The sequence below is a fragment of the Acinetobacter sp. YH12098 genome, assembly GCF_013419235.1.
Lineage (GTDB): Bacteria > Pseudomonadota > Gammaproteobacteria > Pseudomonadales > Moraxellaceae > Acinetobacter > Acinetobacter amyesii.
On sequence record NZ_VPAO01000042.1, the window covers coordinates 16402 to 38275 of the forward strand.

Consider the following 21874-nt stretch of genomic DNA (forward strand, 5'->3'; position numbering starts at 1 on the left):
GAGACAGCTCGGCTTCCTTAGATTGAGTAATTAAGCGCTAGCGCGTCGACGATCAACTTCAGTATTTGGTGCTGCAGCTTGTTCTTTAACTAACTCAACATTAAAGCTAATGTGCTTAAACGGTTGGTTTAGACCACGACGTGCAATTTCAGCTTCGTCTGTGATATCAACAGCAGTTGCCACCAGACCATCACGAGTTGCAAAGGCAAAGTCGTCCCAAAGGTATTTATCACCTTCGATGTTGAATTGAGTAGTTAGCTTGCGGTAACCCGGTGCAGAGATAAAATAATGTACATGTGATGGACGGTTACCATGACGGCCTAGTTTGTCTAAAACAAATTGAGTTGTACCTTCTGGAGGGCAGCCATAACCAACGGGCATCGTAGTTTGTGCAACATATTTACCGTCTTGGTCAGAAAGAATCGTACGGCGAAGGTTAAAGTCAGATTGAGACTTATCAAAGAAAGAATAGTTACCTAGGCTGTTGGCATGCCAAATTTCAACTTTAGCGCCTTCAATGATGTTGCCTTCGGTATCTGTTACCGTACCTTCAATAAACAGAGTTGGAATTTTATCGGTTTCCGTACCATCGTCCATACGAGCAAAGCCCACTGATTCAGGTGCGCCAGCCACATATAAAGGGCCTTCAATGGTACGTGGTGTACCACCTGTAATACCTGCTTTCGCATCAGCTTCATCGGCACGTAAATCTAGATAGTGCTCTAAACCTAAACCAGCGGCTAAAAGACCTAATTCGTTTGCTTGACCCGCGTCTGTGAAATACTCTAGACCTTTCCATAGTTCAGTTTGAGTAATATCTAGATCTTCAATCGCTTGGAATAAATCACCCAATAAACGTACCACAACTTGCTGTACACGTTGGTCAACAGGCCCTGTCGCTGTATCTACGTTCATTTGTTTAACCAGAACATCAATCTCTTGACGGTTCATACTATATCTCCTTAAGTATGCATTTAAGTATGGGTGGCTATCACTCGATAAAAGAGGTCTTTGGCTGCCACGTTCCTTGTTTGGTTGTCTAACAATACTTTTTAAGTTGTTTCATGTAGCGGCTGAAGTTTCTTTCAGGGAATGGGCTGCACGATGTTTTTGATCTGTTGGATGGGATTAAAGTTGCTTAATCCTGTCTATGTGATATACCTTAAAAGAATAAAATCTTCACGTCGAAGATCAAATTTGCATTTTATTATACTTAATAGGTATCGTTAGCCATGGAACTAAGACACTTAAGATACTTTGTCGCGGTGGTTGAAGAGCAGAGTTTTACCAAAGCGGCAGAAAAACTATATATAGCTCAACCACCTTTGAGTCGGCAGATTCAAAATTTGGAACATGAGCTTGGAATTCAGTTATTTGAACGCGGTAGCCGTCCGCTTAAGACTACGGAAGCAGGCCAATTTTTTTATCATCATGCTTTAAAACTTTTGTCTAATGCAGAAGAAATAAAATCAATGACGAAACGAATCGGTTTGACAGAAAGGACCGTGACAATCGGTTTTGTAAGCTCTTTATTGTTTGGTTTACTTTCGAATATTTTGTATTTATTCAAACAACAACATCCACATTTAAAAATAGAAATGGAGGAAATGGCGACCACTGAACAAATCAAAGCATTAAAGGAAGGTCGTATAGATGTCGGCTTTGGGCGTTTGCGTATTTCAGACCCTGCGATCAAACGGGTTTTACTTCGTGAAGAACGCTTAGTGGTAGCCTTACACGCTAGTCATCCTTTGGCACAAAAAAAGGAAGGTATATATCTTGCAGATCTGATCGATCAACAATTGATTTTTTACCCAAATCACAACAAACCAAACTTTTCGACCCAAGTGCGTGGCATATTTTCAGAGTATGGTTTGGAACCTAAAAAAGTACGCGAAGTACGTGAATTACAACTGGCTCTAGGCTTTGTTGCAGCTAATGAAGGGGTTTGTATCACTCCAATGAGTGCCCAAAGTGTGCAATTAACACATTTAACCTTTGTTCCTATCTTAGATGAAGCCGCGATTAGCCCAGTATTTATGGCTGTACGTAATATGGATGAAAGCGAAGATATTCGTGGTTTATTTGATAGTGTTTATCAAGTATATGATTTAGAAGCGATTCCTTATGATCGTGCTGTGTTTTGAGTATGCTGTCGCTAGACGTTCAGATGAACTGCACATATGAAATGATCTATTTAAATAAAGCGGAATCAAGGGATTAATTTGTATTCAACTTTTTAGGTATACAAACATGCCTAATCGGTTTTGGACATTAAGCACCGACTTATTCATTGTGAAAAGCGAATTTTACAAGCTTCACAATTAGGAGGTGGGCTATGCAAAACCAGAAAATTAATATTAATACCTTGGTTGATGAAGCCAAATTTACGCCATTTCATTGGGGTGTTTTAATTTGGTGTCTTTTGATTATTATTTTTGACGGTTATGACTTGGTGATCTATGGTGTTGCCTTACCGTTGTTGATGCAAGAATGGTCATTATCTGCGGTACAAGCCGGCTTACTGGCAAGTACGGCTTTATTTGGCATGATGTTCGGTGCCATGTGTTTTGGCACACTGTCCGATAAAATTGGTCGTAAAAAAACCATTATGATCTGCGTCGGTATTTTTAGTGGTTTTACCTTCTGCGGTGCTTTTGCAAGTACTCCAGTTGAGTTTGGTATTTTACGCTTTCTTGCCGGTCTAGGCATCGGTGGTGTTATGCCGAACGTTGTGGCATTAATGACAGAATACGCGCCAAAACGTATACGCAGCACCTTGGTTGCACTAATGTTTAGTGGTTATGCCATTGGTGGTATGGCTTCAGCGTTATTGGGTGCTTGGTTAGTGCCTGTATATGGCTGGAAAATCATGTTTTATATTGCGATTATTCCATGTCTTGCACTGCCTTTAATCTGGAAATTCCTCCCTGAATCATTGATGTATTTAACTTCAAAGCATCAAACAGATACGACTCGAACGATTGTCTCAAAAATTGCCCCTGAACAAGTCCTCACAACAGATACTCAATTTGTACTCAATGAGGTTTCTGAAGAAGACAAAGCTCCGTTAAAAGCATTATTTCAACAAGGCCGTAGTTTCAGTACGTTTATGTTCTGGATTGCATTTTTCATGTGCTTATTGATGGTTTATGCACTTGGAAGTTGGTTACCAAAATTGATGATTCAAGCTGGCTATTCGCTAGGTGCAAGTATGATTTTCCTCTTTGCACTGAATATTGGTGGAATGGTAGGTGCTATTGGTGGTGGTGCTTTGGCAGACCGATTCCATATCAAGAAAGTACTAAGCATCATGTTCATGTGTGGCGCATTGGCTTTAATCTTACTGGGCTTTAACAGTCCGCAAATGGTTCTGTATACCTTAATTGCTGTAGCAGGCGCAGCTACCATCGGTTCGCAAATCCTACTTTATACCTTTGTCGCACAATACTACCCAACCACGGTACGTTCTACAGGTATGGGCTGGGCATCGGGTATTGGACGAATTGGTGCAATCGTTGGACCTGTGCTTACAGGGGCACTGTTAACCATGAATTTGCCGCATCAAATGAACTTCTTGGTGATAGCCATTCCCGGTGTTATTGCTGCATTGGCGATCTTTATGGTGAATTTGCAAGCGTCTGTAGAGGCATCTACTCAAGGTCAATCGCCAAAACTCAATACGCAAGCTATCAAAAATCCAGCGAATTAAGCCGATATTTAAAGATTTAACATTACCCCAAAATTTTAAGTTTCCAGGCCCTGATGCACAGCATGAGGGCTAGTGGGAAATTGTGACAAAAAATAAGGAAAGGGCATTGCCCAAATCGAGGTCAGGATGAAAACTCAAAAGCTAAATTTAGTCAAAAAAACCTTTAAAATTAAACCGATGATACTAGCTTGTGCAGTCGCGTTCCCCATGTGGACACATGCGGCAGTCAGCGAAGCTGAAGTTGAACAGTTGCGTGGTGAAGTCAAAGCATTAAAAGCCATGATGCAGCAATATGTTCAGCAGCAAAACACTTTGTCGAGTGAAATCAAAGACGTAAAACAAGGATCTGTAGTTGCTGCGCAGAATCAAAAACCGACTCAAACACCGAGCCTGAGTTTAAATACCAAATCGGGCGCTGAATTTAGCTTGTATGGCAATGTGCGAGCAGATGCATCTTATCAGACAGAAGGCGGCAGCTTATCTCGCCTGTATAACCAAATGAATAGTGTTCCGCTAGAAGGGAATGCTGAAAGTTCAGATCGTTTAAAAGCAACACTTGCTGCCACACGTTTAGGACTAGACTTTAAAACGCCGACTCAAGTGGGAGATGTAGGTGGTAAAATTGAAGTCGACTTTTTGGGTGCAAATGATGGACTACGTATTCGTCATGCCTATTTAACCTATGGTGATTGGTTGGTGGGGCAAACATGGTCTAACTTTGCTGTACCTGATTATATGCCTGAAACCATTGATGCATTGGGCTATGTCGGTGGTGCTGTTAAACGTACACCGCAAGTTCGCTATAGTCACAAATTTAGTCCAGAGACAAATCTTGTACTCGCTGCCGAAGATTCTAAGGATGACAGTTCAAACATGCGTTTGCCTGCATTAACAGCGCGTTTAAACCATAAAATGACAGATACGCTGATGTTAAGCGCACGTGCGATAGGTGCTGAAAAGAAAACGGATACGGATACAGAAACCGCATGGGGGCTTGGTCTGGGCGCAAAACTAGATTTGACGGATAAAACAGTGCTCAAGGCGGATTATTACCATGTCAAAGGCGACAGTAGTTTTGTGTCATGGACCAACCAAGGTTTTGTCACTAATGCGGATAAAGACATCATCGCCACCAATGAATTTGACTCGATTACAGTAGGTTTAACTCAACAAATTTCAGCACAATGGCGCGGAACATTGGGCTATGGTTATATGAAAGCAGATAACAATGCAGATTATGTCAACTCATTAGTCGATAAAACCAAGGCCAATAAAAACTTGTGGCAAGCATGGGCAAATGTATTTTACAGCCCTGTTAAGCCGATTAGTTTAGGTCTGGAATATGTCTATGGTGAACGTGAAGCTTTTGGTGCTGCGCCAAATGGCAGTACCAAGGGTGAAGATAACCGAATCAATGCGGTCGCGATGTACAACTTCTAATGCCGTTACAGAGAATTGTTTAATTTAAATTGCCTTAGAAATTTCAATATCAATTTAACGAGAGTGTGATTGAAAGTATGTTCAGGATTTGACATCTAACTTTCCGAAAATCTTTCAATGCGTACTCTCAATCCATACACGCCCTTGATCTTTATCGATTGAGGGCTTTTATCTTATTTAGAAACTTTTATTTTTGACTAAAAAATATAATTATCTGTTTTATTTCATTTAACAAATCATTTGAATATAAAAATACGAAGAAGGATATTGATAAATATCATGAATTTTGAAATATTTTGATACATACATGATGATAAAACACACTACAATCCTTGCCGTTAAATTCGTTTCACTTAGAAGACGCAATCATGGATGTCCCTCAATTTTCCAAATATAACAACACGTCACTTAAGCTTTTAAGCCTGATGATGCTTACTGCAATGGCACAATATAGTGTTGCAGATAGCAATGTATTACCTGAAATCACCATTAACGTTGAACAAAGTTCAATGGATGATCAAATAAAAAAAGCACTAACCAAAGTAAATGGTGCAACCAATGCGATCGTTGCAGCAGACATTCAAGATATACCGAAGCGAACAAATGCTGATTTATTTAAAAATCAACCGGGGATTTACGCGGCATCTTCTGGAAATGAAGGGGTAAAACTGTCGATACGTGGCTCGGGGATCAATCGTGCACCGGGGGCGCATGCTTCAGGGTTGTATGTGACCTTAGATGATTTGCCATTTACAGGGCCAGGAGGAACACCTTATGAACTGCTTGAGCCGCTGTGGGTAGACCATATAGAGGTTTTACGAGGGGCTAATGGTTTAACACGTGGCGCATTAAGCTTGGGTGGTCTAATTAACTATGCAAGCCCAACAGGAAAAAATGCAGCAAAACTGTCAGTGCATCACGAAATGGGTAGCCACGGTTATCAAAAAAGTGAAATCAGCTCAGGACAACAAATCGGTGACTTAGACTATTATCTTTCCTTAACGCAAAGTGATGATGACGGTTTTCAAGATCATGCTTCAAGCCAGAGCAAAGGTTTATCGGCCAATGTGGGATATCAAATAAACCCTAACCTAGATACACGTTTTTATTTGCGTTACCGAGAGACTGAACACCAAACTCCGGGACGTCTAACCCAACAACAGATTGAACAAAATCCAAAACAAGCAGTAGCCCAAAATATCTCGCTGAATAATAATCGTCCGCAGCCGGGAAGTCTTTGGTTGGCGAATAAAACCAATATGACTTTGGACACCGGTGATCGCTTACAGTTGGGTCTGGCCTATCATCATTATCCGATGGATTTGCAAGAAGGTTTGTATAGTACCGATGTTGACTATGACGATATCAGTACCTTATTTAACTACCAATTTGACCGAACGCTATGGGGGCATGAAAGCCAAAATACTTTAGGTTTCCGTAGTACCACGCATTTGCCAGATGGTCAAGTCGTTGAACGCTTGCGTGTTGCGCAAGGCGCCTATGCTGCGGGTACAGAAACGCGGCATTACACCTACCAAGGTGGTGACTATGTTTTACATTATGCCAATGCCTTGGCACTACACCCACAGTTTTGGCTCGATAGTCGAGTTGCATTGGCGTACACTCATCGTGAAAGTGAAGTGACATGGCCTGTGCAAAGTCATAAAGAAAATATTCGTGAATGGAATGTCCTGCCATCGCTAGGTTTTCGATATCAAATCCAACCTGAAACACAGCTCTTTGCCAATGTCAGTCGAAGCTTAGAAGCACCACATCCATGGGCTTTAATTTGGGGTTCGGATCAATACTTCCCAGAAGGTAGTGGCGCAGCAACGGGACGCCAAAGTGCTCCGATTCATTTGAAAAGTCAGACAGCGAATACTCTTGAACTAGGTGGACGTGGTCAACATGCATTGGGTGAATGGAATATTGCATATTACTATTCGCAGGTTAAAAATGAACTACTGGCCGTTGAAATCCAATCAGAGCCTAAAAAGATTATTGCTGAATCGAATGCTTCAGACACCATCCATCAGGGGCTTGAAATCGGTTTAAACAGTTCACTTTGGCAAAATGATGAATATGGACAAGTTCAACTGAAACAAGCCTATACCTTGAATGATTTTCACTATAAAAATGATGCGGTATTTGGAAAAAATGAACTTGCAGGTATACCAAAACACATCTATCAGGCTGAACTGAAATACGAACATCCTTTAGGATTTTATGCTGCTGTTAATACACTTTATGCCGCAAAGGTTGCAACCGACTATGCCAATAGTTTCTACGCAAAAGATTGGCAAATTTGGGGAGCATCGTTCGGCTATATACAACCACAAAAACAATATATGGCGTGGTTGGATTTCAGAAATATAGCCAATAAAAAATATGCATCTACCGTGACACCGGGCTATAACGATGCCGGCAAAGATCCTGCTCGTTTAACACCGGGTGAAGGTCGGGCGGTATATGCAGGACTGACGTATCATTTTAATTAAGCATCTTGTATTCCAATACAGCGAATAATTGAAAAGCTTTATTCTGCGGATTTGAATAAAAAAAGGGAGCCAATCAGCTCCCTTTTTTTAACTCTTTGATTAGTTTGTTAAGCAGTTCGAGGCATATCTTGAATACGTCGCCATGGCTGAGCTTCTTCAATTTCATACGCCAGTTCAATCAAGGTTTTTTCATCACCGACATCGGCTGATATTTGCATACTGATCGGTAGTCCGTCGTTTTGCGTTTCTCCCATAGGAATCGACATACCCGGCGCACCCACCACATTTTGGATAGGGGTAAATGTCACATAGTTCTGTATACGCTCAAATAACTGGTCAAACGGTAATTGAGGTGACAAATAGCCAATTTTAGGTATGGTATGTGCAAGTACAGGCGATAGCAAAACGTCATAATGCTTAAAGATTTCACGATATTGCTGCTGCATTTTCTTTAATCGATACAGAAATAGCGGGGTTTTATAAAAGTTCTTTTTATACAACTTCGATAAACCAACGGTTAAGTGATCTAACTCTTTTGGATTAAAGTCAGCGCCAAAGATTTTCTTGCCAAAGGTACTCAGTAAAAAGGATAACATCCCCCAATATTCACTAAAATCTTCAACAAAGCTTAAGGAAAAAGGTAATTGAAGTTCTTCAACATGATGGCCTAATTTTTCTAAGAGTGCTGCACTATGCATTAAGGTTGCAGTTGTTTCGCTATCTATTTGCCCTGTAATCGATTGCGGGACTAAACCGATGCGTAATCGACGTTTAGAAGGCCCATGAATCATGCCTATGCGTGGCAGCTTTTTATTGTAATAACTTGATTCCATTCCTGCATAGAAATGAGCAGTATCTCGTATGCTACGGGTTAGGACACCTTCACTGATGATATTAATCGGAAGAGAGCCTGCTGCTTCACTGTCATAAGTACGGCCACGGCTAGGCTTTAATCCAATCAAACCGCAGCATGCAGCAGGGATACGAATCGAACCACCGCCATCATTGGCATGGGCAATCGGCACTACACCGGCTGCAACGAGAGCTGCGGAACCCCCTGAAGATGCACCGCAGGAATAACTTAAATGCCAAGGGTTATAGGTGGCTGATCCATCTTTATATTCGGTGCTGGCATTTAGACCAAATTCAGGGAGCTTGGATTTTCCTAATACGACAAACCCTTGATCTAAGATTTGTTGGCTAATTTGAGGATTACGATCGGCTGGTTTTGAACCGATGGCCTTTGAACCATGGCGTGAGGGCAATCCTTGATAATCTAGATTATCTTTAAAGAAAAAAGGGACACCCGCAAAAAGACCATGTTCAACATATTGATTTTGCTCTAAAGCACGCTGAAAACAGTCCAGTTCAATGGCATTTAGATGCGGGTTCACTTGTTCCGCACGTGCAATGGCCGCTTGTGTTATTTCTTGCACGGAGGCTTCTTTAGATTTGATGAGCTGTGCAATCCCCACAGCATCCAGATCTGTGAGTACATCCGAACTAAAGGCATGTATGCGTTGACTGTGTTTTTGATCTTCCATGAACTAACCTATTTGTTTTTTGAATTTTGGTAAATATTGAATGAATTCATTGTTATCTCAACAACAAATATATGTATTTGAACAATATCTGTTTGAGCATAATAATGACAATAAAAATTGTCAAATATTCGTCTGATCTGAGGAAAGTGCAGAGATTGTACTAAGGAGGGCATCTAAAGCCTGTTGAATCTCATCCTTCCATGCAAAGGAACAATTTAAACGGATATATTGAGTTTTGGCTTCTGATACGTTAAATAAACGGCCTGGAGCAACACCGATCTGCTGTTGAATTAAGGCTTCATAGACCGCCATGCTTTCAATATTTTCTGGTAGTTTTAACCAAAGAAAATAACCACTTGGATGATATTGTAATTTGCATCCAGTCGGTAGGCGGCTTTCTAAATAACGGTAAAACTGTAATTTATGTTGCTGTAGACTTTTTCTTAAGACCCGTAAATGTTTTTCATAATGATAATTTGAAATAAATTCCACCAAGGCATTTTGCAATAAGGTATTGACGGAAATAGTGCTCATAAGCTGTAAGTGTTGAATCGCTTGAGAGTATTTACCGGCGTGCACCCAACCGACCCGAAATGCAGCGCCCAAAGTTTTAGAAAAAGATGAGCAGTGTAAGACCATATTATTTTGGTCAAAGTATTTCATTGAAACAGGTTTCTTAGACGCATAATGCATTTCTTCATACACATCGTCCTCAATTAAATGCACATGATATTGGTGTAAGAGCACGGCAATTTTTTGCTTGATTTCATCGCTGACTGTAAAGCCCACAGGATTATGCGAATTCAGCATCAACCAACAGATCTTGACGGGATAAGTTTTTAGAATATGTTCAAACGCGGTTAAATCAAAACCGTCTTGTGGATGTTCAGGTAAGGTCACCACTTTAAGGCCTAAGCGCTCTGCAGCTTGCAAGGCGCCATAGAAAATATTTTGCTGTAACACAATATAGTCACCCGGTGAGGCAATGGCCTGTAAGGAAAGATTCAGTGCATCCATACAGCCTGAGGTAATCACAATATCCTCTGGATCTGTGGCAATGCCTTGCATGCAATAACGCTGTGCAATCAATTTACGAAGGGCTAAATTACCGGGTGGAAGATTATCAATGGCATCGTAACTTGTGGGATTTCGGGAAATTTGCCCCATGATTTGGGTTAACTTTTTAGAAAAAACAATGTCTTGAGCTGGAAAAGCTGATCCCAATGGAACGACTTTTTCATCTTGTATTGATTTTAAATACTTAAAGACTAGAGAGTTAATTTCAACCGGCGTGTTTAAGGACACAATCTGAGTTTGTTCATCCTCTATTTCGAGCAAGCCTTGCGCTACATAGTAGCCTGATTTTTCACGTGCATAGATTAAGCCACGCGATTCTAACTCCTGATAAGCATTCATGACCGTGATTAAACTAAAGCCGGACAACTGCACTTGTTCACGCAAAGACGGGAGCTTTTCGTGCGCTTTTAAAGTGCCATTTTCAATCAGTTGACGTAGGTGCTGAGCAAGCTGTTCCGATTTATACATAGTCATCAACAAGACAAAATTCTGTTATAAATATATCAGTAAATGAAACTTTACATTAAATTTTTATAACAGATGAGTCTGTACTGTTATATGTTTTTTCAAAATCACTGTATCTAGTTTTAAGCTTGAATTTTTTATAAGGTGCATAGACCACAACACTTGTGGCGTCAAATGGTATGGAAGTTAGGGAGTTGAGTATGTTTAAAGCCAGTGAATTAGAACTGTTACAACATTTACTGGTGGATGTTCCATTGACAGATTCAACGCTGCATCTGTTGCAACAACAGCATACTAATTTAGAAGCGGTGCTTTTACGAAGTCGAATTTTGCGCCAAGTACAGCAAGTGGGCTATGTCAGTATTTGTCAGGAGTATATGCACGCCAAGGCTGAAAATGCGGCTTTTTTATTTGCACCCTTTATCTTAGCGAATTTGAATCAGAAGGTGATCTACGCTACACCACAAAGCCCTGAAAATGTTGCGATATTGAATCGTTATTATCAAGCGGAGGCTAAACTTAGCGCATTTAAAGTTGAAGATGTTTTATCGGGACTAAATGTCTACATTGAGCTACATAAAGAACAACTATCGCCAGCAGAATACTTCTATTTTGGTTTGATCAATAGCTTATGCAATCCGAAAGTTTCCAAAATCATTTGTATTACACATCTAGATATCGACTTAGAAAAATTAAAACAGCTCGCTGAATTTTTAGATGTTGAAATCCATGTATTGGCGGATAAAGCTGAACCGATTGACTTTGATCTAAATAAAATCAATATGTTAAAGCTGCTATTTAAAGACAAAGATCAGCAATATATCGATTTATGCCAAAAATTTTCGTTTATCAATGCGAAAATTTTACAACGATTAGGTTTATATGAGTTTGACCGTGCGCAAGTCTTGGTAGAAGACATGTTTTATTCAGAACACATCTTTGAAAAAATGTCGGTCTACGGTGAATATATTCAAACGCATCTACAGCACCAAGTTAAAAAGCAAAGTCCTGCATAAGCTATTCAGATGGGAAAGTAATTTTATATCTGTGATATGATCACTTTAAAAATGCAAAAAGCTTGTAAATGTAGACTTACAAGCTTTTTTTTAAATTTAAAACCAAATTATTTGGCCTAATGATCATATTAATACTTTATGAACTGATCATGAGCGAACATGAAATGTAAGATATACATGCAATAGCGAGTTGCAATAAGCGAATAGATTATCGCTTAAGGTAGATAAGAATTATCTGCACCAACGACAAACGCTACACCAATACAGAATAAAAGCACATAGATTGAGAACCAAATAATGGCACGTTTAAAGGCCTTATCTGAAATTTCACTGTCTGCATATTTTTGCGGTTTTTTAGGCTCTTGATTGCTCATAAGATGTACTCTAAATCCCTAATGGTTATAGGTGATTATTGGGGTATATCACTTGAAAGCATAGATACAACATTCATCTAAATTTCTATAACAGTTATAGTTTAGAAGCAGCCATCCTGACTTAATCCATTAATAAACTATGATATTGGTCGGTTCTTTTTCTCAAAAAGTCCCAAACCAATTTAATGCGTGGCTCATGTTGTAAATCGACTAAGGTTAGCATCCAAAAGGTATGTACAAAACGAACATCTTGCGCCAAGACCTGTTCTAATTCGGGTTTTTCCTCGGCCAAAAACTTGGGCAATATTGCCAATCCTGCACCCGCACTCACGGCAATTTGTTGCGCCAAAATACTACTACTTCTAAAGTTGGCATTGAGCTGAATAGGTAAGCGCTCTAAACAATACAGTTCAGGGCTATAGACCAAATCATCTATATAGTTCACAAAAGTGTGTGATTTTAAATCTTCTAATGTATGAATGGGTTGCGTGTTTTTTAAGTATTCCTTACTGCCATAAATCTTTAAACAATAGTCTGCCAGTCGAGTAATGATATAGGGGCCTGATTTCGGTCGATCAATGGAAATAACAATATCTGCTTCACGATGTGAAAGCTTGATCATTTTCGGCACAGGAATAAGGTCGATTGTCAGCAATGGATATTTTTTGGACAATTCTGCCAAGAGCTGTGTCAAAAATGCTGTTCCAAATCCTTCGGGTGTGCCAATTCGCACACGACCTTGCATAGGTTGGTTAGGTTTTTCGATTTGTAAAAAAGCCTGTTCCATTTGTTCAACTCGAGGAACCAGTGCCAAACCTTCTAAGGTAAGCTCATAACCTGTGGCTTCACGTTTAAATAATGGCGTGCCTAAAGCCAGTTCTAGCGCATGTATACGTCGAGAAACCGTACTATGCTCCACACCAATAATTCGTGCAGTATTGGTTAAGGTTTTCGCACGAGCCAAAACCAAAAAATACTGTAAATGATCCCAGTCTACTTTCATTGTTATTGTCATCCCTGTGCATATTTGCACATCAATCGTGCGTGAATCTCTATTGGTAGTCAAAATTTTCTTTGCTAGTTTGAAGTGAATTGGAAAATATAAATATAAGGCTTTTGGATATTTTCTAAGTCAGTACAAAACAATAAGTGCCTATGGAGAGGTCATGAACACAATGTCAAATATTCAGTCAGCGACGGCTAAATTATTAATTAACGGTAAATTTGTAGAGTCAAACACTACAGAGTGGCAAGACATTCTAAATCCTGCAACTCAAGAGGTTTTGGGTCGTGTTCCAATGGCGACTATGGAAGAAGTGGATGCAGCGATTGCTTCAGCGCAAGAGGCGTTTAAAACTTGGCGCTTAACGCCTGTTCAAGCACGTATGCGCATTATGCTGAAGCTACAAGATCTCATCCGTAGCAATATGAAAGAGATTGCCCGTGTACTGACGGCTGAGCAAGGAAAGACGCTAGCAGATGCTGAAGGTGATATTCAACGTGGTTTAGAAGTCGTTGAGCATGCGTGTTCGGTTGGCACACTTCAAATGGGCGAATATATAGAAGGTGTTGCACGTGGTGTGGATACCTATACCTTGCAACAACCTCTGGGTGTCTGTGCAGGAATTACGCCATTTAACTTTCCTGCGATGATTCCACTCTGGATGTTCCCAATGGCGATTGTCAGTGGAAATACCTTTGTCTTAAAGCCATCTGAACAAGATCCATTATCGACCATGATGCTTGTCGAACTTGCAATTGAAGCTGGTATTCCAGCAGGTGTATTAAACGTAGTGCATGGTGGTAAAGACGTCGTTGATCGTTTATGCACACATCAAGCTATTAAGGCCATTTCATTTGTAGGCTCTACAGCCGTTGGTACACATGTATATAACCTTGCAGGACAGCATGGAAAACGTGTGCAGTCGATGATGGGAGCTAAAAACCATGTGGTGGTAATGCCAGATGCCAATAAAGAACAAACTTTAAATGCCCTCGTTGGTGCAGCATTCGGTGCGGCAGGTCAGCGTTGTATGGCTTTGTCTGTTGCTGTCATGGTTGGTGAAAGTAAAGAATGGGTTAATGAACTGGTTGAAAAAGCCAAAACGCTGAAGGTCAATGCAGGGCATGAGCCGAATACCGATATTGGCCCAGTCATTTCACCTCGCGCAAAAGCACGTGTACTGGATTTAATTCAAAGCGGTGTAGAGCAAGGTGCAGAGTTGCTGCTGGATGGTCGTGATGTTCAAGTCATTGGCTATGAGCAAGGAAACTTTGTCGGAGCAACGATTTTTAATCAAGTTTCAACTGATATGCGCATCTATACCGAAGAGATCTTTGGGCCCGTGTTAGCCATTATTCATGTCGATACTCTAGAGCAGGCGATTGAATTGATTAATGCCAATCCATTTGGCAACGGTGTTGGACTATTTACACAAAGTGGTGCAGTCGCTCGTACATTCCAAAGCGATATCGATATTGGTCAAGTGGGTATCAACATTCCAATTCCTGTACCTGTACCTTTCTTTAGCTTTACAGGATCGCGTGGTTCAAAACTGGGTGACTTAGGTCCATATGGTAAGCAAGCAGTTCAGTTCTATACACAAACCAAAACCATCACCAGTCGTTGGTTCGAAGATACACAAGAAAAAGGTGAAGTGAATACCACCATTAACCTACGTTAATTTAGGAGTTCAAGGATGAATATTGCCTTTATCGGTTTAGGAAACATGGGCGGAAAAATGGCCCAAAACCTTCTCAAAGCAGGTTTTACGGTTTACGGTTTCGACTTAAGCGAAATTGCGATTCAGCATTTTACTGAAGCAGGTGGCATCGTTTGCCACAGCCCACAAGATGCCGCGAAACAAGCAGATGTTATGATGAGCATGTTGCCTGCTGCCAAGCATGTCAAAGAGGTGTACTTGGGAGAAAATGGTGTATTGGCGGTAATGAAAGCAGGAAGCTTATGTATCGATAGCAGTACCATTGATCCGCAAACCATTAAGGATATAGCCGAAGCCGGTGCTGCACATCAGATAAAAATCTGTGATGCACCTGTTTCAGGCGGAACTATTGGTGCACAGGCAGGTACATTAACCTTTATGGTCGGTTCAGATGATCAAACCTTTGAAAGAACCAAAGCTGTATTGGGCCACATGGGTAAAAACATTGTGCATTGTGGCGATGTGGGTGCAGGTCAAATTGCGAAAATTTGCAATAACTTGATTCTTGGTATTTCCATGGCAGCCGTTGCTGAAGGTATGGCGCTCGGTGCGCGTCTGGGGATTGATCCTCAAGCCCTAGCGGGTGTGGTGAATAGTTCGAGCGGACGTTGCTGGAGTTCAGATGTATGTAATCCATGGCCGGGTATCTCAGCAAATGCACCCGCAGGACGTGGCTATACCGATGGTTTTGCAACGCAGCTGATGTTGAAAGATTTAGGGCTGGCTGTAGAAGCCGCAGGACAAGTCAAACAGCCGATTATTTTAGGCGGACTGGTTCAGCAGATGTATCAACAGCTGTGTTTACAAGGTAATGCACACTTAGATTTTTCAAGTATCGTGCAGCAATACTTACCTAAGGACGCTGAATAATCAGATTGAATACTAATCTGGCCTAGGGATGGCTAACAATACAAACACTCGTGTCGGAATAACAATAAATTGAGACTGAGGTAGAGAAGATGTCGAATTATCAAGATGTTGCAAAGGCATTTGACTTAAATCATGCTGCCAAAGAAATGTTATCAGGCTCTTTAGAGCAATTAAATGCATGTTATGAATGCTGCGACCGTCATGCGATTGATCAAGATAAGGTAGCACTATATTGGCAAGGCAAAGATGGGCGGAAAGAACAATATACCTTTGCAGAGCTGCAACAGTGGTCAAGCCAATTTGCCAATTTTTTAAAGTCACAGGGTGTGCAAAAAGGTGATCGTGTATCGGGTTTATTACCTCGTACAGTTGAATTACTTGTGGTGATTTTAGGGGCTTGGCGAATAGGTGCTGTATATCAACCGCTATTTACCGCCTTTGGCCCCAAAGCCATTGAACATCGTTTACACCTTGCACAAAGCAAATTGGTGATCAGTGATGTGGGTAATCGCAGTAAATTAGATGAAGTTGCACATTGTCCCCAAATCGTTACTGTTGCAGATCGAGCGGGTCATGGAATTCAACAGGGGGATTTAAACTTTTGGGATGAAGTCAAAGCACAGTCTACAGATTGTGAATTTGTCTTACAGAGCATTAATGATCCATTTCTTTTGATGTTTACTTCAGGTACTACAGGTCCTGCAAAACCTTTAGAAGTCCCGCTCAAAGCCTTAATCGCTTTTGGTCAATATATGAAAAATGCGGTAGGACTGCGTGAAGATGATTCGTTTTGGAATATTGCCGATCCGGGTTGGGCTTATGGTTTGTATTACGGAATTACTGGGCCACTTTTACTTGGACATGCAACACTCTTTTACGAAGGTGGTTTTAGCATTGATAGTTTGTGTCAGATCGTAGATGACTACAAAGTAACAAACCTTGCAGGCGCACCGACAGCGTATCGGATGATGATGGCGGCTGATCCTGAACAAATGGCAAAACTCAAAGGTAAATTTAGAGTCGTGAGTAGTGCTGGAGAGCCGCTTAATCCTGAAGTGTTCCGCTGGTTTAAACAAGTCCTAGATGCACCGATCTTTGACCATTATGGTCAGACTGAAGTTGGTATGGTGGTGTGTAATCACCATGGTTTACAACATGATATTCGCGCAGGTGTCGCAGGTTATGCCAGTCCAGGATATCGCGTGGCGGTTGTTGATGAACAAGGGCAAGAGTTAGCTGCAGGAACGCCAGGAGTACTGGCTGTCGATATCAGTCAATCACCGATGATGTGGTTTGGTGGCTATAAAGAAAGTCGTAAGTCACCCTTTGTAAAGCATTATTACCTCACCGGTGATACCGCAGAAATACACGCAGATGGCAGTATGAGCTTCGTTGGTCGTAATGATGATGTGATTACAACATCAGGTTATCGTATCGGGCCATTCGATGTAGAAAGCGCTTTACTGGAGCATGATGCAGTGATTGAAGCTGCGGTCATTGGTGTGCCTGATCCAGATCGGACAGAAATCGTAAAAGCTTTTGTGATTTTAGCTGAGCATGTCACAGCGTCAGAAGAATTAGCAGTGCAGCTGGGTCAATTTGTGAAAAAGCGCTTATCTGCACATGCTTATCCACGATTGGTGGAGTTTGTTCAAGAACTACCGAAAACCCCAAGCGGAAAAATTCAGCGTTTCTTATTGCGAAATCAAGAGATTGCGAAACAATCTACGCAGCATGCAAGTTAAATGACGCAACGATTAACCCAAAATTAATGCCGAACAATCAGGATCAAAATCAAGCTTTCATTCAGTTTTAGTCATTTTCGAACTGGATGAAAGCAATTGATTGATGTACAGGAAGATAAGATGCAATTTACCGAAGAACAATTATTAATTCAGGACATGGCACGCAGTTTCGCGCAGGAACAAATTAAACCTCAAGCGGGCGAATGGGATAAACACGGTACCTTTCCCAAAGCGGCTTTAGCGCAGATGGGGGAACTGGGTTTATTGGGTATGTTGGTATCAGATGAATGGGGTGGTTCAGATACAGGTAATCTTGCTTATGTTATGGCTTTAGAAGAGATTGCCGCGGCCGATGGGGCAACCTCAACCATTATGAGTGTACATAACTCGGTAGGCTGTGTTCCTATAGCTAAATTTGGCACAGAAGAACAAAAGCAGAAATATTTAGTGCCTTTAGCACAAGGCAAAATGATCGGTGCATTTGCATTAACTGAGCCGCATACGGGTTCAGATGCTGCTGCCATTAAAACCCGTGCAGTCAAAGATGGCAATGAATGGGTGATTAATGGTGCTAAGCAGTTTATTACCTCTGGTCATAATGCAGGGGTCATTATTGTCTTTGCTGTGACTGACCCAAGTGCAGGGAAAAAAGGCTTGAGTGCTTTTATTGTCCCTCGTGAAACAGCTGGCTATGAAGTGATTCGTACTGAAGAAAAGCTTGGATTACATGCCTCAGATACCTGCCAAATCGCACTCACAGACGTGCGAGTGCATGAAAGCCTAATGTTAGGAAAAGAAGGTGAAGGTTTGAAAATCGCCTTATCAAATCTAGAAGGCGGTCGTATTGGTATAGCAGCGCAAGCAGTCGGACTTGCACGTGCAGCATTAGAAGAAGCAACCCGATATGCCAAAGAGCGTATTACCTTTGGAAAGCCGATCTTTGAACATCAGGCAGTTGCGTTCCGATTGGCAAGTATGGCAACAGAAATAGAAGCCGCACGCCAATTGGTCTATCACGCGGCACGTTTAAAAGAAGCAGGACAACCTTGTTTAAATGAAGCGTCTATGGCCAAGCTTTTTTCATCTGAAATGGCTGAGCGTGTTTGCTCTGCAGCATTACAAGTCTTTGGTGGTTATGGCTATCTCAAAGATTTCCCGATAGAGCGTATATATCGTGATGCACGTATTTGCCAAATCTATGAAGGTACGAGTGATATCCAACGTTTAGTAATTGCCCGCAGCTTATAACGTTGTCTTTAAGACATTTAAAATGACAAGGCTTCAGACGAAGCCTACTTATAAATATTGAACATATATAGGGATCTCACATGCAATTTGAAACGATTCTGCTCGAAAAGAACAATGGTGTTGGACTTATTACTTTAAATCGTCCTCAGGCCTTAAATGCGTTAAATAGTACATTAATTCAAGACCTTAATTCTGCCTTGGATGATCTAGATCGAGATCCCACCATCGGTTGTATGGTTATTACAGGTTCAGAAAAAGCCTTTGCCGCTGGTGCAGATATTAAAGAAATGGCTGAACTGAGTTTTCCGAATATTTATTTGGATGATTTTTTTCATCTGGCAGATCGAATTGTACAGCGCCGTAAACCTTTAATCGCAGCTGTCAGTGGTTATGCGTTAGGTGGAGGCTGTGAGTTAGCGCTCATGTGTGACTTTATTTACTGTGCCGACAATGCAAAATTCGGTTTACCAGAAGTGACTTTGGGAGTAATCCCTGGGATAGGTGGGACACAGCGCTTAACGCTTGCTATTGGTAAGGCCAAAGCCATGGAAATGTGTCTGACTGCGAGACAAATGGGCGCAGTAGAAGCAGAGCAGAGTGGTTTAGTTGCTCAGGTCTTTCCTAAAGAGGAGTTGGTCGAAAAGACCTTAAAAGCTGCTGAAAAAATAGCCGAAAAATCTGTAGTCGCAACCATGATGATCAAAGAGTCAATTAACCGTGCATTTGAAGTCAGTTTGCAAGAAGGTTTACGCTTTGAACGTAGAACATTCCATTCGATTTTTGCAACTCAAGACCAAAAAGAAGGCATGCAAGCATTTGTTGAAAAGCGCCAAGCCAATTTTAAAAACAATTAAAAAGAAAAAAGGATGATATGGATATGAGTACAAATAACTTAATGATTGAAGAACATGGACATTTAGGCCAAATCAGTTTAGATCGCGTGGCAAGTTTAAATGCCTTGTCTTTGGAAATGATTCAAGGGGTTCAACAGCAATTAGCACTATGGGCTGATCAAACCAATATTCATGCCGTACTTATTCGCTCAAATAGTCCCAAAGCATTTTGTGCAGGTGGAGATATTCGCTATCTCTATGATAGTTATATGAATGGTAAAGAAGATCATCAAGCTTATTTTCAAGCTGAGTATGAAATGCTGAATACCATTCGTGCGTATGAAAAACCCATTATTGTCATACTCGATGGCTATGTACTTGGCGGTGGATTTGGCTTAGCGCAAGCATGTCATGTGCTTGTGAGCAGCGAAAAATCTAGATTTGCCATGCCTGAAACTGCCATTGGATTTTTCCCAGATGTGGCTGCGACACACTTTTTATCACGTTTAGATGATATTGGTGTGTACATGGCAACTACAGGCGATCAAATCAGTGCCAGCGATGCGTTGTATCTAGATTTGATTGACTACCATGTTCCGAGTGAGCAACTTGTTCAATTAGAAGAAGAATTAAGAAATTCCAAGCAACTAAGCAAGGAAAATATTGAACAATTGATTGCGAAATATATTACTCAACCAGCGGAAAGTGAACTTAGTCAAAATGCAGATTTAATTCGTAAGCATTTCGGTTTTGAGAGCATTGATGCCATTGAAAATAGTCTTGAAAATGAACAGCATAATGATGCTCAAGTGTGGGCGCTAAAAATACGCAATACCTTGGAACAACGATCTCCAATCGCGAAAAGAATCAGTTTACAACTCCAGCATTTAGGTCGTGGTCTTTCACTGAAGCAATGCATGCAAATTGAACGACATTTACAAGACGTTTGGTTTCAACATGGCGATATTGTCGAAGGTGTGCGCGCATTAATTGTGGATAAAGACAAACAGCCAAAGTGGCAACAGTCTAGTCCGACCTTAGATAAAATAATGGAGGAAATATCTATTTAATCAGTAATTTAAAAACATTCATGGTTCAAACACTTGGGTAATATTCATATTCAATTTCTTATTCAATATGAACAAGTGACTCAGCGTAAATTAAACATATATAAGATCTAAAAATATTGATTTTCATGAAGAAAATCATCACACAAATCAAGCATCGTGAAAATGCAACATAGAAATATCTTGCAGAATAAGGAAGATAACAATGCAAAATGTACAGGGAAACACAGCTCCACCAGCTAAGTCCTCGCATCGTTTAGCGGGTATTTCCAGCATGGTGGGTACAACCATCGAATGGTATGACTTTTTTATCTATGGTGCTGCCGCAGCACTCATTTTCAATCGACTTTTCTTTCCAAATCTTGACCCATTAACTGGCGTGTTGGCAGCATTTGCCACTTATGCTGTAGGCTTTATTGGTCGACCACTTGGTGGAATCGTCTTTGGTCATTTTGGCGATAAAATCGGTCGTAAATCAATGTTATTGGTCACATTAATGTTGATGGGTATTCCAACGGTGATGATTGGGTTGTTACCGACATTTGAAACCATTGGTTATTGGGCAACGGTCTGTTTAATTATTTTAAGATTTATACAAGGCATGGCCATGGGTGGAGAATGGGGCGGAGCAGTACTCATGGCGGTAGAACATGCGCCAGCGGGTAAAAAAGGCTTTTGGGGAAGTCTACCGCAAGCCAGTACAGGTGGTGGTTTATTGCTCGCTTCGGTAGCTTTAGGTCTAGTCTCAATGTTACCTGAAGAAGCGCTATTTAGCTGGGGTTGGCGTCTACCATTTTTAGCCAGCATTATTTTACTGGCTGTAGGTTGGTATATTCGTGTAAAAGTACCGGAGTCACCAGACTTTGAAAAAGTTAAAGCTCAAATTGAAACAATTAAAGTTCCAGCAAAACAAGTGTTTAAAAATCATCCTAAGCAGTTGATTACGATTATTTTATCTCGTGCTGCTGAAAATGCTTGGTTCTATTTGGCATCGACATTTGCTTTAGCCTATACTACCACACAGCTGAATATTCCTAGACAAGACATTTTGTTTGCAACGATTTGTGGTGCTGCAGTCATCATGGTCATTACGCCAATTTTTGGACATTTGTCTGATAAAGTTGGGCAAAAAAACAACCCCAACCTTGGCAAGGTCACCGAGATTTATTCCATTAAATGACCTTAATTATAAGTATATGATTTGATTACTGGTATATAGTTTTTGGTGGAGTAAAATTTTGATCAATTTAGATCATTTAATG

General features: G+C 40.9%; 16 protein-coding genes and 1 pseudogene. 12 read left to right on the forward strand and 5 right to left on the reverse strand.

The genetic code is table 11. From position 1 onward, the window contains the following. Positions 1 to 30 precede the first annotated feature (30 nt). On the reverse strand, positions 31 to 951 hold the full coding sequence (gene catA / locus FTU38_RS13400; RefSeq protein WP_078193335.1) for a catechol 1,2-dioxygenase: 921 nt from the start codon (positions 949 to 951) through the stop codon (positions 31 to 33). A 281-nt stretch (positions 952 to 1232) separates the two neighbouring features. Here catA and FTU38_RS13405 point away from each other — a divergent pair, with 281 nt between their 5' ends. From FTU38_RS13405 to FTU38_RS13420, 4 genes are all read left to right on the forward strand, one after another. Beyond that, complete coding sequence (locus FTU38_RS13405; RefSeq protein WP_180004497.1) at positions 1233 to 2147, forward strand: LysR family transcriptional regulator; 915 nt, start codon at positions 1233 to 1235, stop codon at positions 2145 to 2147. A gap of 191 nt (positions 2148 to 2338) precedes the next feature. Beyond that, complete coding sequence (locus FTU38_RS13410) at positions 2339 to 3712, forward strand: MFS transporter (RefSeq protein WP_180004495.1); 1374 nt, start codon at positions 2339 to 2341, stop codon at positions 3710 to 3712. A 177-nt stretch (positions 3713 to 3889) separates the two neighbouring features. Continuing rightward, positions 3890 to 5152, forward strand: a complete 1263-nt coding sequence (locus FTU38_RS13415) for a DcaP family trimeric outer membrane transporter (protein WP_257225727.1) — start codon at positions 3890 to 3892, stop codon at positions 5150 to 5152. Between the two features lie 368 nt (positions 5153 to 5520). Continuing rightward, positions 5521 to 7650, forward strand: a complete 2130-nt coding sequence (locus FTU38_RS13420) for a TonB-dependent receptor domain-containing protein (RefSeq protein ID WP_180111508.1) — start codon at positions 5521 to 5523, stop codon at positions 7648 to 7650. Between the two features lie 107 nt (positions 7651 to 7757). Here FTU38_RS13420 and FTU38_RS13425 read toward each other — a convergent pair whose 3' ends face one another. Both FTU38_RS13425 and FTU38_RS13430 read right to left on the reverse strand, forming a co-directional pair. Then, the gene (locus FTU38_RS13425) at positions 7758 to 9194 is read right to left on the reverse strand and encodes an amidase (RefSeq protein WP_180111510.1); all 1437 of its coding nucleotides are present in this window, start codon (positions 9192 to 9194) and stop codon (positions 7758 to 7760) included. A gap of 120 nt (positions 9195 to 9314) precedes the next feature. Then, complete coding sequence (locus FTU38_RS13430; protein WP_180111523.1) at positions 9315 to 10739, reverse strand: PLP-dependent aminotransferase family protein; 1425 nt, start codon at positions 10737 to 10739, stop codon at positions 9315 to 9317. A gap of 197 nt (positions 10740 to 10936) precedes the next feature. Here FTU38_RS13430 and FTU38_RS13435 point away from each other — a divergent pair, with 197 nt between their 5' ends. Then, positions 10937 to 11752, forward strand: a complete 816-nt coding sequence (locus tag FTU38_RS13435; protein ID WP_180111512.1) for a hypothetical protein — start codon at positions 10937 to 10939, stop codon at positions 11750 to 11752. A gap of 215 nt (positions 11753 to 11967) precedes the next feature. Here FTU38_RS13435 and FTU38_RS13440 read toward each other — a convergent pair whose 3' ends face one another. After that, positions 11968 to 12126, reverse strand: coding sequence for a hypothetical protein (locus FTU38_RS13440; protein ID WP_168379604.1), 159 nt, complete (start codon positions 12124 to 12126; stop codon positions 11968 to 11970). Positions 12127 to 12247: 121 nt separating this feature from the next. After that, positions 12248 to 13129, reverse strand: a complete 882-nt coding sequence (locus FTU38_RS13445; protein ID WP_078193328.1) for a LysR family transcriptional regulator — start codon at positions 13127 to 13129, stop codon at positions 12248 to 12250. 163 nt (positions 13130 to 13292) lie between these two features. On the opposite strand from FTU38_RS13445, the gene FTU38_RS13450 reads away from it, so the two are divergent. The 7 genes and pseudogenes from FTU38_RS13450 to FTU38_RS13480 all read left to right on the forward strand — a co-directional run. Beyond that, positions 13293 to 14810 carry a CoA-acylating methylmalonate-semialdehyde dehydrogenase gene (locus FTU38_RS13450; protein ID WP_180027174.1) on the forward strand — a complete coding sequence of 506 codons (1518 nt, stop codon included), beginning with the start codon at positions 13293 to 13295 and terminating at the stop codon, positions 14808 to 14810. 15 nt (positions 14811 to 14825) lie between these two features. Then, complete coding sequence (gene mmsB, locus FTU38_RS13455; protein WP_180111513.1) at positions 14826 to 15719, forward strand: 3-hydroxyisobutyrate dehydrogenase; 894 nt, start codon at positions 14826 to 14828, stop codon at positions 15717 to 15719. 89 nt (positions 15720 to 15808) lie between these two features. Then, positions 15809 to 17464, forward strand: a complete 1656-nt coding sequence (locus FTU38_RS13460; RefSeq protein ID WP_180111515.1) for an AMP-binding protein — start codon at positions 15809 to 15811, stop codon at positions 17462 to 17464. Between the two features lie 120 nt (positions 17465 to 17584). Then, a complete protein-coding gene (locus tag FTU38_RS13465) occupies positions 17585 to 18712 on the forward strand; it encodes an acyl-CoA dehydrogenase family protein (RefSeq protein WP_180111517.1) in 1128 nt (375 codons plus the stop codon). Positions 18713 to 18792: 80 nt separating this feature from the next. Further along, positions 18793 to 19566 carry an enoyl-CoA hydratase gene (locus FTU38_RS13470; RefSeq protein ID WP_180111519.1) on the forward strand — a complete coding sequence of 258 codons (774 nt, stop codon included), beginning with the start codon at positions 18793 to 18795 and terminating at the stop codon, positions 19564 to 19566. Positions 19567 to 19589: 23 nt separating this feature from the next. Then, a complete protein-coding gene (locus FTU38_RS13475) occupies positions 19590 to 20615 on the forward strand; it encodes an enoyl-CoA hydratase/isomerase family protein (protein ID WP_180111521.1) in 1026 nt (341 codons plus the stop codon). A gap of 202 nt (positions 20616 to 20817) precedes the next feature. Beyond that, positions 20818 to 21747 (forward strand): annotated as a pseudogene (locus FTU38_RS13480) (MFS transporter); the annotation flags it as partial. Between the last annotated feature and the right edge of the window lie 127 nt (positions 21748 to 21874).